11 protein-coding genes are annotated in these 13,669 nt (G+C 54.7%); 7 read left to right on the plus strand and 4 right to left on the minus strand.

All coding sequences use genetic code 11. The features are described 5' to 3' along the window. Positions 1 to 88: 88 nt before the first annotated feature. Positions 89 to 1,468: a flavin monoamine oxidase family protein gene (locus CMO10_RS11495; RefSeq protein WP_297022124.1), complete on the plus strand. Its 1,380-nt coding sequence runs from the start codon at positions 89 to 91 to the stop codon at positions 1,466 to 1,468. 33 nt (positions 1,469 to 1,501) lie between these two features. On the opposite strand, the gene CMO10_RS11500 is transcribed toward CMO10_RS11495, so the two are convergent. Continuing rightward, positions 1,502 to 2,206: a GGDEF domain-containing protein gene (locus tag CMO10_RS11500; protein WP_297022125.1), complete on the minus strand. Its 705-nt coding sequence runs from the start codon at positions 2,204 to 2,206 to the stop codon at positions 1,502 to 1,504. Positions 2,207 to 2,352: 146 nt separating this feature from the next. On the opposite strand from CMO10_RS11500, the gene CMO10_RS11505 reads away from it, so the two are divergent. Beyond that, complete coding sequence (locus CMO10_RS11505; RefSeq protein WP_297022127.1) at positions 2,353 to 2,661, plus strand: DUF5818 domain-containing protein; 309 nt, start codon at positions 2,353 to 2,355, stop codon at positions 2,659 to 2,661. An 8-nt stretch (positions 2,662 to 2,669) separates the two neighbouring features. On the opposite strand, the gene CMO10_RS11510 is transcribed toward CMO10_RS11505, so the two are convergent. The 3 genes from CMO10_RS11510 to CMO10_RS11520 form a co-directional block, all read right to left on the minus strand. Further along, positions 2,670 to 3,449, minus strand: coding sequence for an SPOR domain-containing protein (locus CMO10_RS11510; RefSeq protein ID WP_297022130.1), 780 nt, complete (start codon positions 3,447 to 3,449; stop codon positions 2,670 to 2,672). 2 nt (positions 3,450 to 3,451) lie between these two features. Further along, positions 3,452 to 5,836: a Lon protease family protein gene (locus tag CMO10_RS11515; RefSeq protein ID WP_297022133.1), complete on the minus strand. Its 2,385-nt coding sequence runs from the start codon at positions 5,834 to 5,836 to the stop codon at positions 3,452 to 3,454. 444 nt (positions 5,837 to 6,280) lie between these two features. Beyond that, entirely contained in the window at positions 6,281 to 7,753 is a 1,473-nt protein-coding gene (locus CMO10_RS11520) for an aminotransferase-like domain-containing protein (RefSeq protein WP_297022136.1), read from the minus strand. A 79-nt stretch (positions 7,754 to 7,832) separates the two neighbouring features. Here CMO10_RS11520 and CMO10_RS11525 point away from each other — a divergent pair, with 79 nt between their 5' ends. The 5 genes from CMO10_RS11525 to CMO10_RS11545 all read left to right on the plus strand — a co-directional run bounded on the left by CMO10_RS11525 (position 7,833) and on the right by CMO10_RS11545 (position 13,659). Beyond that, the gene (locus tag CMO10_RS11525) at positions 7,833 to 8,117 is read left to right on the plus strand and encodes a DUF1127 domain-containing protein (RefSeq protein ID WP_297022139.1); all 285 of its coding nucleotides are present in this window, start codon (positions 7,833 to 7,835) and stop codon (positions 8,115 to 8,117) included. A gap of 109 nt (positions 8,118 to 8,226) precedes the next feature. Then, complete coding sequence (locus CMO10_RS11530; protein ID WP_297022141.1) at positions 8,227 to 9,189, plus strand: threonine dehydratase; 963 nt, start codon at positions 8,227 to 8,229, stop codon at positions 9,187 to 9,189. Then, positions 9,186 to 10,616, plus strand: a complete 1,431-nt coding sequence (locus CMO10_RS11535) for a pyridoxal phosphate-dependent decarboxylase family protein (RefSeq protein ID WP_297022144.1) — start codon at positions 9,186 to 9,188, stop codon at positions 10,614 to 10,616. The genes CMO10_RS11530 and CMO10_RS11535 overlap by 4 nt, the downstream gene beginning before the upstream one ends. Before the next feature lie 78 nt (positions 10,617 to 10,694). After that, positions 10,695 to 11,519 carry a PhzF family phenazine biosynthesis protein gene (locus CMO10_RS11540; protein ID WP_297022146.1) on the plus strand — a complete coding sequence of 275 codons (825 nt, stop codon included), beginning with the start codon at positions 10,695 to 10,697 and terminating at the stop codon, positions 11,517 to 11,519. Between the two features lie 268 nt (positions 11,520 to 11,787). Next, positions 11,788 to 13,659 (plus strand): SLC13 family permease, encoded by a 1,872-nt coding sequence (locus CMO10_RS11545; protein ID WP_297022149.1) that lies wholly within the window; start codon positions 11,788 to 11,790, stop codon positions 13,657 to 13,659. Positions 13,660 to 13,669: the final 10 nt, after the last annotated feature.

Genomic DNA, 13,669 nt, shown 5'->3' on the forward strand with positions numbered 1-13,669 from the left:
ATTGTTCTATCAACTCTGAATGGGGGCGGTTCCTTGCGCTTTCCAGTTCCTGTCCAGAAAAACGTATCAACAGCCTAGTGAGGTCGCTGTGTCGAGCCGCAACATCAATCGCCGCCGGTTTATCAAATCTGTTCTGATGGCAAGTAGCGCTGTCGCCTTGGCATCCAAATTCGGGATCAAGAATGCGCGCGCATTGGAAAATACCTCAGTGGTGGTTGTCGGCGCCGGTATTGCAGGCCTTGGTGCGGCAAGCATGCTGCGCAAACACGGTGCGACTGTGACAGTGTTGGAAGCCAAGGACCATACTGGTGGTCGTCTTTTGACAGATTGGTCAATGGGGCCCCCGTTTGAGGTTGGCGCAGGCTGGATCCACGGTCCATCTTCGGATAATCCGACAAAACAGCTGGCGGATGCGGTTAACGCGCAATATGTCGTGACCGATGACGAAAACGCGGTTTTCTTTGATCTTAACGGGAATGAATATGACGAGGATGAAGTTGAACGCATTGTTGAAGCGTGGGAAGGCGTGCTTGAGCATATCGACAACACCTATGAGGTGAATGACCCGCGCAGTCTCTTGCAGGCGATCAAGGATTACCGTCCGGCATATCTTGATGATCCGGGGATCATGTGGGTCTTTTCCGCCTTTACCGAGTTTTCAAAGGGCGGGGCGATCGAAAAGCTTTCAGCACCGTTGTTTAACTGGGATGAGGCCTTTGACGGTGCCGATGTTGTCGTGACGTCCGGTTATGATGAAATCCTCAAACCCCTGAAAGAAGGGCTTGATATCAGGCTTTCTCACGCGGTGTCGGCCATCGAATACAGTTCGGACGAGGGTGTTGCGATCACAACCGACAAGGGCGCTTTTGAAGCCGATTATTGCATCTGTACGGTGCCGCTTGGTGTGCTGAAAGCGGGCAACATTACCTTTGTGCCGGAGCTTCCTGGCGATTATCGCGATTCCATTGCAAAGCTTGGTTTTGGCAGTGTGACAAAGCTTGCGCTCAAATTCGAAGAACCGTTCTGGGATATTGAAACCCAGTATTTCGGTATCACGACAGAGCCGAAAGGCCGCTGGAACTATTGGCTGAGCTACCGGACTTTCTCCAATGAGAATATTCTGCTTGGCCTGAGTGTTGGTGATTATGCCCTGATTGCAGATCGCATGTCGGATGCTGAAATGGTTAAGGACGCACTCGAAGTGCTGCGCACCGTCTGGGAAGATGACGTGACCGAGCCCATTGAAGTTCTGGCAACTCATTGGGCGACCGATCCCTACACGCTTGGCGCTTATGCCTTCCCGCAGCCGGGCAATAGCAAATCCGATTTTGATGGCCTGGGAGAACCGATTGCTGATCGGCTGATTCTGGCTGGTGAACACACGATCTTTGATTATGCCGGGACGACGCATGGGGCCTATATGACTGGCCTGCGCGCAGCGGAATACATTATTGATGAGGAAGGCTAGGGATTGGGCGTGGCCGATCAGATGCGTATCTGATCAGGCTGCGTTGTGATCTGCCTTGCGGGACTCCGTCACGTCACGACGGCTGTGTTTTTGATCATACATGGCGTCGTCAGCTTGGCGGATCAGGTCGGCGATATCGCATTTCGCGCGATAGGCAGCATGACCAAAGCTTGCCTTGATCGACAGTGCCTTGCCCTGCCAGATCAGCGGGAAACGTGCGGTTGCCTTTTGGAGCTGGGCAATGCGTTTTTCGGCCGCGGCCGGGTTGCTGCCGGTCATCAGGATGGCGAATTCATCACCGCCAAAACGGGCGACAAAATCGTCAGATCGCGTATGGGTGCGCAGGTTCTGGCCGAAGTGGCGAAGAACCGCATCCCCGGCAGCATGGCCATGCACATCATTGACCTGCTTGAAGCCGTCAAGATCGGCAATCACCAGAAGACCGCATTCATCGGTACGTGCAGCGCGCGAAATCGCTTCGCGTGTGCGGCGCATGAAACCGCGCCGATTATACAACCCGGTCAACTCATCGGTTTCGACCATGAGTTCAAGCTGGCGGATACGGTTTTGTTGCTGATCAAGGCGGGTCTGCATGTCACGGGCAAGATCAACCAGGGTTGAAAGCGCACTGCGTTGTTTGCTTTCGTCCGTTTCTTCGGTCGCACGGTTGTTGATTGCTGTCTGATGCTGAAAATCAGCAGCAAGCTCGATCAACAAATCTATTTGCGACTTTTCCATTGGCTGTCTTGTTATCAATGACATTGAATGACGAAACCCTTACAAGGGGTGGAACCATTCTATCTTTCATGGCGTTACAAGAACATTAACGCGCATGAGGCGTATTTGTGACGAAGCACTGTCGATCACGCAAAGGAGCACGACGGATGAAAAACCTTTTTGGGGCCGGATTAACGCGGAAAATCGCTGTTGCTGGTGTAGCTCTGGCGTTGGCGGGGTGCTCGTTCCTGCAGAAAGAAAACTTTACGGTCGGTGGTGAAATTACCGATCAGGGGCAGGAATGCGTGACGTTCCGTGCCGAGGACGGAACCCTCTATGCGCTTGCCAACAAGGCAAGCCGTTTCCGCCCGGGTGACAAGGTACGCGTGACAGGCCATCTGGCCCTGATGACAACCTGTACCGAGGCCACAACCCTTATCGTCGACAAGATTGTCCTGCTTAGCCCAGCTGATTGATCCGCGATCTAGTGACCCGTTGCAAAACAATCCGTGCCGTCAGCTTTCAGCTGGCGGCATTGTTTTTGCGCAGACTCGGAGTCTGTAAACCCGACCAGTTGCAGTCGGTGATAAATCCCCTGACTGCCAAGGTCGGCTGACACGATCTGCTTTTCGTGGGATTTGCTGAGCTTCGGGTAGCGGATGCTGAAGCTCGCCCAATAGGTTTCTGCGGTAAAGGTATCGCGAAACGCACCAAGCTGGATCAGGAAGTGTCCTTTGCTTGCCGGTGCATTTGCGGGCGTCGGTGCCGCTGTTTCAACCGGTGTTGATGGCGTATTGCGTTGCACCGCCATCGTGGGCTTGGCTGGCTTGGGTGTTGAGTTCGTTTGGGTAGAAGGCGCTTGAGCTGGTGTCACGACAGTTTTCGGAGCTTGCTGGCGAACCGGGCGAAGCGGCGGTTGACCGGTGATGACGCGCTGGTACTGATCGGCTAACGAGGGGATTTCGGTTTCTTCTTCGATCCGTGTTTCCGTCGGGATCGTGCCGGGCAGGAGGCTTACCGGGCCATTGCCCTGTTGCACGCTTGAAGCGTGGGCTGGCAGATCGGTCGGGATAATGTCGATTCCCGTTGGTCCGGTATCTGGCGTCGCAGTTTGTGCCACGGCGCTGACATCCGATAGCGAGATTGCAACCAGCGCAGCCGCCAAGATGCCTGCAGCATGCAGACCACCCCGCATTTTGTCATAGCCAAACACCAGTGACGCGCGGGTCACACGGCTTGGATATGTGCGGGGTGGGGTGTGCATTCCTACATCTCCGTGCGCGGGCCATAGGCGTGGCGGTCCCGCAGGATCTGGTCATTGTTGCGCAGGCGTTCCATGGCCTTGCCAAAGACGGTGTCTGGCGCATATTGACCGTCAGAACGATCCCCGGACGCCATCCCGGTCAGCAGTTCAATCGCATCATTGATGTGCTCAACCGTCCAGATGTTGAACTTGCCTTGGCGAATGGCCTGAACAACTTCTTCACGCAGGACAACGTTTTCCGCGTTCGCAGACGGGATGATCACACCCTGATCACCGGTAAAGCCCTGGTCGGCACAAATGCGATAGAACCCTTCGATCTTGTGCGAAATCCCGCCAACAGGCTGGGCTTGACCAAACTGGTTCATCGATCCGGTGACACCGACATTCTGGCGCATCGGGATGTTGGCAACAGCGGAGATGATCGCGCACAGTTCCGCCATCGAGGCCGAATCTCCCTCGATCCCGCCATAGTTTTGCTCGAACGTGACGTTACAGGCAAAGGAAAGCGGGAAGTCCTGCGCAAAGCGTGACTTCAGGAACCCTTCAATGATCATGACTGACTTTTGCTGCAGGGGGCCCGACATATCAACCATGCGTTCTATATTCAGCACGCCAAGACTTCCGACATAGGAGCGTGCAGAAACACGGGCCGGAAGGCCAAAGGCATGATCGCCGTAATCAAGCACTGTTAGCGCATTGACCTGACCAACGATGCTGCCAAAGCTGTCGATCAGGATTTCACGCCGTTGAACCCGTTCATGTGATCGGTCTTCAAGGCGGGAATTACGATGGCGGCGTTCTTCGATCGCACGCCTGACATCAGCAGCCCGGATGTTTTCACGACCTTCGGCCTTGCTGAGCGCAGCAGCCTCAATCGCAACATCTTCAACCCGCTCGATTTGGGCGGTGAGCTTGTCACGCTCGCCAGCCCAACGGGCCGCCTGACCAAGCAATTGGCGGATCGCGCCATTGTCGACCGGAATCCCCGAACGCGAAAGTGCGGATGCACGCAGCAGTCCGGTATAGATCGAAATGTTACGACCGGCGGCCGGCATATCGGCATCAATATCTGCCTTGACGCGGAAGTGGTTTCGGAAATCCACATCAAGTGAGAAGAAGGTGTAATAGAATTTCGGTGCGCCAACGATCACGACCTTAAGATCAAGCGGGATCGGGCGTGGTTCTGGTGCACCTGCAGTCGGCGGGCCGCCTTTGTGGGTTTCTTCAATACGGATTTCACGGTCACGTAGTGCCGCCTTCAAGAAGCCCCAGCATTCTTCATGCTCAAGCAGGCTTTCGGCGCGCAACACCAGAACACCGCCATTGGCACGGTGAAGCGCGCCCGGCTTGATCAGGCTGAAATGCGGATGCATGCCACCACCCATCGGGCGGTACTGGATTTGTCCAAACAGGTTGTCGTAACTCGGACTTGGTTCCAGAACCACATCCGGGTGATTGTCGCGCGAATGATCAATCAGCAGGTTGACCGCATAGCGATCATCGACGGTTTCAGGGATTTTGCCATCGCCGCTTTCGATGGCGGGTTGGTCACTGGCTTCCTCAAACGCGTCGATATTATCGAGAATGTCTTTTTCAAGCGCCTCGAACCAAGCCTTGAGCCCGGGGCTTGTGAATTTGTCGCGCAGCTTCTTTATGCGCGGCTTTAAAACCACCTTGGCTGCACCGCGGCGCAGGCTGTCGAGTGTATCAGCAATCTGTTCTTCAAGATCGCGGGTTGAAAGCAGCGTCTTGCGGGCTTCTTCGGCGACATCTTCAAAGGCGTCTTCGGCTTCGTGGCGGCGATCCTTGGGGATTTCATCGAGTGAAACCGGTTCGCCGTCTTCGTTCAGCGCGACGATCATTACACCTTTTTCGTTCTCCTGAACATCAAGGCCGCGTTCACGCGCATATTCACGCAGCGCATCGAACTTCTCACGGAGTTGCGCTCGTGCTTCTTCGGTCTGTGTCTGGGTTTCGGTCAGGTGAGCCGGTGCATTGAAGGCGGACGCAAAAGCCTCGCGCAGATGCGTGATCAGCGTTTCCATCGCTGATAGCAGCTTCTGCCCCTGACCAGCCGGAAGGGCATAGGGGCGCGGACGATTGGTGCGCGAGAAATTGTTCAGATAGACCCAGTCATCCGGGGCCTCACGTTCTTCCATGGCCTTGTTGAGGTAATCGAGTGTCGCCGTCATGCGACCGGCGCGATCCAGACCAAGAACAAAAATGTTGAAACCGGGTTCGGACATCGAAAGTCCGAATTTAAGAGCCTCTGCCGCGCGATAGTGCGATGAAAAATCAAAAATTTTCGGCTGTTGGTCTTTGTGTGGGCTGCGAATACGGAAATGCGGGAATCCGCAATCTTCTGCGTCAAGGCGGGAAACTGGCATCTGCTGACTTTCTGCTGCCCAAGATACGAATCAAGCAGGGGAATTTTGCCCCTCTAGGGTCAGGGCCTACTAATTTGGTTCGAATGGTCTTTCAGATTTGTGCGGATGCGCGAAGCGAAACCGCAGGAAGATGGATATCTTTCAAGGTTTTGCGACAAAGCAGCCCGTGCAAATCTGAACGATCCGAAGGACAGAGCTTATATTTGCGAACTCCCGCGTCAAATCCCTTGTGCGGGATGCCGACCCGCCCAGCGGGACTTTCCTTGGATTTCACAAATATAAGCTCTGCCATTCAAATCAAATTAGTAGGCCCTGACCCTTTCATATCTTGGAAGCAACGCATTCATGGGGTCAAGCGTTGCGTGCGGAAATAATTGAAATGACAACAAGAACCGTATCTTGGCCGAAAATCTCAAGTGGTTTCAGGTTGGGGTAAAGTACGGTTTAGATGACAGCTGCGTTGCCGAAATCACTGCTTTGAAGCAACCGGTCAATCGTCTGAACGCCGCGGCGCAAACGTTGGGGAGATCTTTCGGCGCCAAAGGCCAGTCGCAAGCCACGTGGAACCGGCCCGACCGAGAATTGCTGTGCCGCTGTCAGAAGCACACCGTTATTGGCTGCATTCATCACCAGTTCGCCGGTATCGATATGTTCGGGGAGTTCAAGCCAGATGTGATAATTCGTCGGATGGAAGCGGATGTCATAACCCTTAAGCGTGCCAAGAATGATGGCAAGGCGCTGGGCGGCTGCTTCGCGGTGCCATACTTCGAACTGGGCAAGGCCGCCATCCATGATCATGCGGGTAACAAGTTCAAGATTGATGGTCGAAACCATCCAGCAGGTCGAACGGATCGCGCTGGCCAGTTTGCCAATCATTTCACCCGGGGCATGGATGTAGCCAACCCGCAAACCGCCACCGATACTTTTGGAAACACCATCCAGATAGATACTACGTTCCGGCGCAAAGCAGGACAGCGGCGGTGGGGCATCCGGATCGAGGAAGTGATAAATGCCATCTTCGATCAGGGTCAGATCATATTTGCGCAGGATCTCGGCGATTTCGATGCGGCGCTGCTGGCTCATGGTGCTGCACAGCGGATTGTGCAGGGTCGGCATCAAATATATGGCGCGCGGGCTTTGGGTGCGGCACATGTTTTCCAGCGCATCGGGCATGATGCCTTCGTCATCCATGGCGACACCGCGCAGACGGAATTGCAGCAAATTGGCAAGGCTGCGCAGATTGGGGTAGGTGAGCTCTTCACACAGAACAAGATCACCCGGGCGGACGGTCGCCAGCAATGAAACCGTCATGCCGTGCTGAACGCCGGCCGTCGGCAACACGCGATCAGGATTGTCATCAAGGCCGAGCCGACCTGCGGCAAAGGCCAGTGCTTCGCGCTGATGGGCGACGCCATATTCCGATTTGTAGGACACCATGTCGTCTGTCGTCATGGTGGTGGCGACATCCAGCAGGTTCTCGCGAATACGGCCTTCCTGCGGTGGCAGGGGGCAGTTCATCCGGAAATTGATCGGGCCGGTTTCTTCGGTGTCGCTTGTTTGCGGGGACTCTGATGGGGCGATTCCGGTGCCGGTGGATTTGGCCAACTGGCTGATATTGTTGGTAAATGCCATCGGAATAGGGGCGCTGGCCGCCATATCAAGTTCCGACTGGATATTATCAAGAACATAGGTTCCGCGGCCAACTTCGCCTGCTACAAGTCCAAGTCGCTCTGCCTCGCGATAGGATCGGGTGATTGTTCCGACCGTCACACCAAGCTGATAGGCGAGTTCGCGATGGGTGGGCAGTCGGTCTCCCGGTTTAAGGGAGCCGTCTTTGACTGCTGTGCGGATGGCTTGCGCGATCTGTCGATAAACAGGACCACCAGCCTCATCAAGTTTCGGGAACCATATTGTCATGGTGACAATGTTTAAATTGACATAATCACAATGTCAATGACAAAACAATATCGAGACAATTCACCGAAAGGAGATGGAAATGGTAAATTGTAACGATACAATCCAGATTCCCGGCATTCATGTCAATGATCGCGCAAATGCCGATGGCAAGCCGGGCGTCAAGCCGGCGACCTGGCGTGCAGCGATCACTGGTATGGTGATCTCCATGGTCGAATACCTTGCGTTGCTTCAGGCCCGTGCACGTGACCGTCATGCTCTGCAAAATCTTGATGATCAGATGCTTAAGGATATTGGCGTGACACGCGCAGACATTGAGCAGGAACTGGCAAAGCCGTTCCTGTCCGACTTCCCCTGGCGCGGCTAGCCACCGCCGCGTTTGACGGAGGCACTTTGCTCCCATTGTGCCTCCGTTCGGCGGGAAGCCGCCAAAAAATCAAATTGTCACGATGTGGATCGATCAGGGATACAATAGCATGTTCAATACAAGTGAATTGCGTGAGGCGGCGGATTTTGTGCATCAATATGTTGCGCCGACCCCGACAGTTCAGTGGCCGCTGCTTGATCGCGCGACCGGATTGTCCCTGTATGTCAAACACGAAAACCACACCCGACTGGGGGCGTTCAAGATCCGCGGTGGGCTGACCTTTTGTCGCTATCTTGCCAAATCGGTCGATGTGAACCGCGGAATTATCTCGGCGACCCGGGGAAACCATGGCCAAAGTCTTGCCCATGCCGCCAGTCGTTTTGGCATGCCCGCGACCATTATTGTTCCGCATGGCAATTCCGTTGAAAAGAATGCCGCCATGTGCGCCTGGGGTGCGGAGGTGATCGAACATGGTCATGATTTCCAGGAGGCCGCTGAATACGCCAAGACGCTTGCTGCCAGCGAAGACCTTGTGATGGTGCCGGCGTTTCATCGAGAGCTCGTTCGTGGCGTCGCATCCTATGGGTTGGAGCTGTTTGACGCGATTTCGGGTCTGGATCGGGTTTATGTGCCGGTTGGCATGGGATCGGGGATATCGTCACTGATTACGGTGCGCGATGCCTTGGGACTGAAAACCGAGATTATCGGTGTGGTCGCAACCGGGGCTGATGCCATTCGCCAGTCATTCCTTGCCGGCGAAATCATTCCGACACCAGCGGCTAATACCTTTGCCGATGGCGTTGCCTGTCGAAGCCCTGACCCAAATGCGTTTGAAATCATCAAGAACGGTGCGGCGGATATCGTTGCCGTCAGTGATGAGCAGATTGCCGATGCCATGCGCCTTTATTTCAGCTCGTGCCACACCATTGCCGAGGGTGCTGGTGCCGTGCCACTGGCAGCAGCCATTGCGCAGCGTGAAAGTAATATCGGCAAGAAGGTCGCACTGATTTTGACTGGCGCGAATATTGATCGTGCCGATTATGCCCGCATTCTATCGGGAGAAAACAAATGAACCGCATTTCAAATCGTTCATATGACAGCCCCACTGTCGATGAACGTCATCTCATGTTTGATGACCTTGAAAAGCTTGGCCGTATCCTTGTCGAGACAGGCGATATCGCGCACAGCTTCATTCAGGGTGCAGAAGACATGGATGTAACCTGCCGCGATTTCTCTGCCTTTGACCCCTCGCGCCCCATGCCGGGGCAGGGACGCGGCGCACTTGATGCGTTGCGGGCAGCGAATGAAGAAATTCTGCCGCTGCTCGCCGCATCAATTGGTCCGAGATATCTTGGATTTGTAACCGGGGGCACAACGCCAGCCGCCCTTGTCGGTGATTGGTTGGCCAGTGCGATTGATCAAAATGCCACCGGTCCGGAAGGATCGGTTAATGCCGCTGTTGAAGAACAGGTCATCAACTGGCTCTGTGAGTTGGGCGGGGTGCCATCGAATCGGTTTGATGGTGTGCTTACGACCGGTGCGACGGTTTCAAACCTGTTGGGATTGGTCGCAGCTCGGCAATGGTGCGGTGAGCAGGTCGGTGTGAATGTTGATGCTGATGGTGCAGGCGTCTTGCCCGATCTTGAGATTTTTGCCGCAAGCCCGCATGCCAGCATGGTCAAAGATCTGTCGATCACCGGCATTGGCCGCAACAACTTTACCAAGGTGGCGACAAAGCCCGGATCGGAAGAAACCGATATCGGAGATTTGAAGGCCAAGCTTGCTGCCAGTTCGTCGCGCGCCAAGATCGTTATTGCATCTGCCGGGACGGTTAACGCGACGGATTTCGACGATCTGAATGCGATTGCTGAATTATGTGCGGACTATGGTGCCTGGCTGCATGTGGATGCTGCTTTTGGTTTCTTTGCTGCCCTTGATGATCGTCGTGCGCATTTCACCAAGGGAATTGAACGGGCGGATTCCATCACCTCGGACGGGCACAAATGGCTTAATGTGCCGTATGATTGCGGGATCTTCCTGACCCGGCATATTTCTGTGCTCGAAACCTGCTGTCGCGCCTTTGCGCCGTATCTTGATACCAAGGCGGATGGCAATAGCTATATCAATCGCGGGGTAGAGAATTCCAGACGGTTCCGCGCCTTGCCGCTCTGGGTGATGATGGTGGCTTATGGCCGTGACGGAATTGCATCGATCATTCGTGCCAATTGTGATCAGGCGGCAAACCTTGCTGCATGGGTTCGCACCCACGAAAAGCTTGAGCTGCTGAGCGAGCCGAAACTCAATGTGACGATGTTTAGGTCGCATGGCAGTGATGATGACAATCGCGCCTTGCTTGAGCGCATCAATGCGACCGGGAAATTGTTCCTGACGCCAACTGTGTATGGTGGACGGTTCGGTTTCCGTGCAGCCTTTAGCAACTGGCGAACCCGCGATGAGGACCTGATGGTCGTCAAGCAGGCGATTGAAACGGTCTTGTAATCGCCTGCTGAAATCACCGATAAGCGACGAAAATTAAAGCCTTGCACATCAAACATGTGCCGAGTTCAGGATAATACGATGACGACCCAGACCCTGCCGATCTATCAGATTGATGCCTTCACCGATGTTCCGTTTGCCGGCAACCCGGCCGCAGTTGTGCCGTTATCAGGCTGGTTGTCTGATGACGTGATGCAAAAGATTGCGATGGAAAACAATCTGTCGGAAACGGCATTCTTCGTGCCGTGTGACGGGGGAGAGGCTGATTTTCACATTCGCTGGTTTACACCAACCGTCGAGGTGCCGCTTTGCGGGCATGCAACCCTTGCCAGTGCGTTCGTGATCTTCAATCAGCTTGGCTTTGAGGGTGATCTGATCAAACTGCAAAGCCAGAGCGGTGTTTTGACGGCCCGTCGTGATGGCGAGGCGATTGTCCTGAATTTCCCGAAACAACCGATCAAGGCAGAAACTGTATCAAGTGACGTGATTGACGCACTTGGCGGGGTGATGCCGGTTGAGACATTTGGCGTGGTCAGCCGTGATACCGATATCGTGGCGGTTTTTGATGATGCATCCATTGTTCGCAACATGCGCCCGGATATGTCGACCTTGGCGAAACTGGCCGACCGCGGTGTGATCGTGACAGCACCGGGTGATAAGACCGGGCTTGATATGGTGTCGCGGTATTTCCTGCCAGCCCTTGGTATCGATGAAGATCCGGTGACGGGTTACATGCATTGCGTGGTTGCGCCCTATTGGGCTGAGAAGCTTGGTCAGGTTGATGTTGTTGGCTATCAGGCATCAGCGCGTGGTGGCGTGGTTGCCTGTAAAATCGACGGTGACCGTGTTCATCTGAAGGGCGAGGCGGTGTTATTCGTCAAGGGTGAAATCGTACTTCCGGCTTAAGCGGATCGATCCACACGAAAGTCACACTCAAATTGGCGGGCAGTATCGCAATTGTCCGCCATTTTTTGTGGGTAATGCCATGCGTCCGTAAGGGAATGTTTCTACCCATTAATCCGCATTGAAGCCCAATGGCTTTGTTTTTTTATTGACCGTGCCATGGGGCTTTCGTCTAAGTAAAAGGCAAAATAGGAGACTTGTGGATCGACCGCGCGACCATAAAAGCGCGTGCCAACCGCAAGAAAGCAGGCTTTACAGGGGAAAGTGTATCGTGCTCGAAAGTGTTGTTGCCAGTTCTGCAACGCCGATGCAGATGTGGGTGGTTCTTGCACTCGTTGCCGGATCGCTTGTTCTGTATGGGTTGGAGCGTATCTCGCTCGAACTGACCAGCATGGCGCTGATCGCAACCCTTTTGCTTTTCTTCGAATTTTTCCCGCTGCTGGATGGGGATGGCGACAATCTGCTTGGGCCTTCAACTATCATGTCGGGCTTTGCCAACCCAGCCTTGCTGACGGTGTTGTCGCTACTTGTCGTCGGGCAGGGGATGGTTCTGACAGGCGGGGTTAGTTATATCGCCGGGCTGATTACCGAGCATGGCGGCAAGAATGCCTCAATCGCGATTTTCATCGGCCTTTTCGTCGTGATGGTGATGTCGGCCTTCCTGAACAATACGCCAGTCGTGGTCATCTTTATTCCGATTATTCAGGCACTTGCCGAGCGTATTGAACGTTCACCATCCGCCTTGATGATCCCGCTTTCCTATGCCGCGATCTTGGGCGGCATGACGACCCTGATCGGGTCTTCGACCAACCTTCTGGTGTCGAGTTCCCTGATCGAATTGGGGATGCCTGGGCTTGAGTTCTTTGAATTCACGACGATTGGTGGCGTTCTGGCACTGGTCGGTTTTGTCTATGTGCTTCTGATTGCGCCGCGTCTGCTGCCTGCCTTGGCATCGATGCGTAGCAAGCTTGCCAACCCCGATAGCAGCGGCAAACAGTTCATTGCCCAGATCACGGTTGGCCCATCCGCCAACATGATCGGGACCAAGCCGGTTGCCGGTTTCTTCAAGAACCTGCCCAATATCACGATCCAGATGATCGTGCGCCGCGAACATGCCGAATTACCGCCGTTCGAAGATGATATGGAAATTCAGGCTGGTGATGTTCTGGTCGTGGCAGCGACGCGCAAGGCCCTGACCGAGGCGTTGCAAAAAGACCCCGGATTGCTGCATTCCGACGCAGTTGCCGTGGGTGCGGATGGTGACGATACCCCGCAAAAATCAACCCAGCTTTTGGCCGAGGTTATGTTGCCGCCGGGCTCGCGCCTGATCGGGTTTAACCTTGAGCAGATCGGTTTCCGTTATCAGTACAAGTGCCTCGTGCTTGGTATTCAGCGGCGCTCACGCATGATCCGCACACAGATGACCGAAATCCGGCTTGAAGCCGGTGACGTTCTTCTGGTGCAGGGACGCTCAGAGGATGTCGAGGCGCTTCGTACCATTCGCGATGTGGTTTTGCTGGAATGGTCGACGCGCACCTTGCCGCGTCCGTTCCATGCCCGTCGTGCTGCTGCAATCTTCCTTGGGGTGATTGCATTGGCCGCCACCGGAATTGTACCGATCATGGTTTCAAGCTTTATCGGTGCCGGTCTGATGATCGCATCTGGTGCGCTGAATTTGCGACAGGCATCGCGCGCGATTGACCGCAAGATTGTACTGCTGGTGGCAGCTGCACTCGCACTTGGCAATGCCTTGCAATTAACCGGCGGGGCCGAGTTTGTCGCCGATCAGCTGTTGGCCGCGACCCGCGGGGCGCCAGCACCGGTTATCTTGTCGCTGTTCTTCCTGATTGTTGCCGGGTTTACCAACGTCCTTTCAAACAATGCCTGTGCGGTTTTGTTCACGCCGATCGGGATCGGCATGGCGCAGCAGCTTGGCGTCGAACCGCATGTGTTCGCGATTGCGGTGGTGATGGCGGCAAACTGTTCGTTTGCATCACCGGTGGGGTATCAGACCAACCTTCTTGTCATGGGGCCGGGACATTACCGGTTTATCGACTTCCTCAAGGCTGGCACACCGCTGATTATCCTTCTTTGGATCGCGTTCAGCCTGTTTGCGCCTTGGTATTACGATATCCCGTTCTAAGGCCGGTGAA

The sequence above is a fragment of the Thalassospira sp. genome (genome assembly GCF_002709775.1).
Lineage (GTDB): Bacteria > Pseudomonadota > Alphaproteobacteria > Rhodospirillales > Thalassospiraceae > Thalassospira.

Bases quoted from the DNA above. Each gene is read 5' to 3' on its own strand.
- CMO10_RS11500 (WP_297022125.1), bottom strand. From the start codon at position 2,206: ATGGAAAAGTCGCAAATAGATTTGTTGATCGAGCTTGCTGCTGATTTT.
- CMO10_RS11505 (WP_297022127.1), top strand. From the start codon at position 2,353: ATGAAAAACCTTTTTGGGGCCGGATTAACGCGGAAAATCGCTGTTGCT.
- CMO10_RS11510 (WP_297022130.1), bottom strand. From the start codon at position 3,449: ATGCACACCCCACCCCGCACATATCCAAGCCGTGTGACCCGCGCGTCA.
- CMO10_RS11515 (WP_297022133.1), bottom strand. From the start codon at position 5,836: ATGCCAGTTTCCCGCCTTGACGCAGAAGATTGCGGATTCCCGCATTTC.
- CMO10_RS11520 (WP_297022136.1), bottom strand. From the start codon at position 7,753: ATGACAATATGGTTCCCGAAACTTGATGAGGCTGGTGGTCCTGTTTAT.
- CMO10_RS11525 (WP_297022139.1), top strand. From the start codon at position 7,833: ATGGTAAATTGTAACGATACAATCCAGATTCCCGGCATTCATGTCAAT.
- CMO10_RS11530 (WP_297022141.1), top strand. From the start codon at position 8,227: ATGTTCAATACAAGTGAATTGCGTGAGGCGGCGGATTTTGTGCATCAA.
- CMO10_RS11535 (WP_297022144.1), top strand. From the start codon at position 9,186: ATGAACCGCATTTCAAATCGTTCATATGACAGCCCCACTGTCGATGAA.
- CMO10_RS11540 (WP_297022146.1), top strand. From the start codon at position 10,695: ATGACGACCCAGACCCTGCCGATCTATCAGATTGATGCCTTCACCGAT.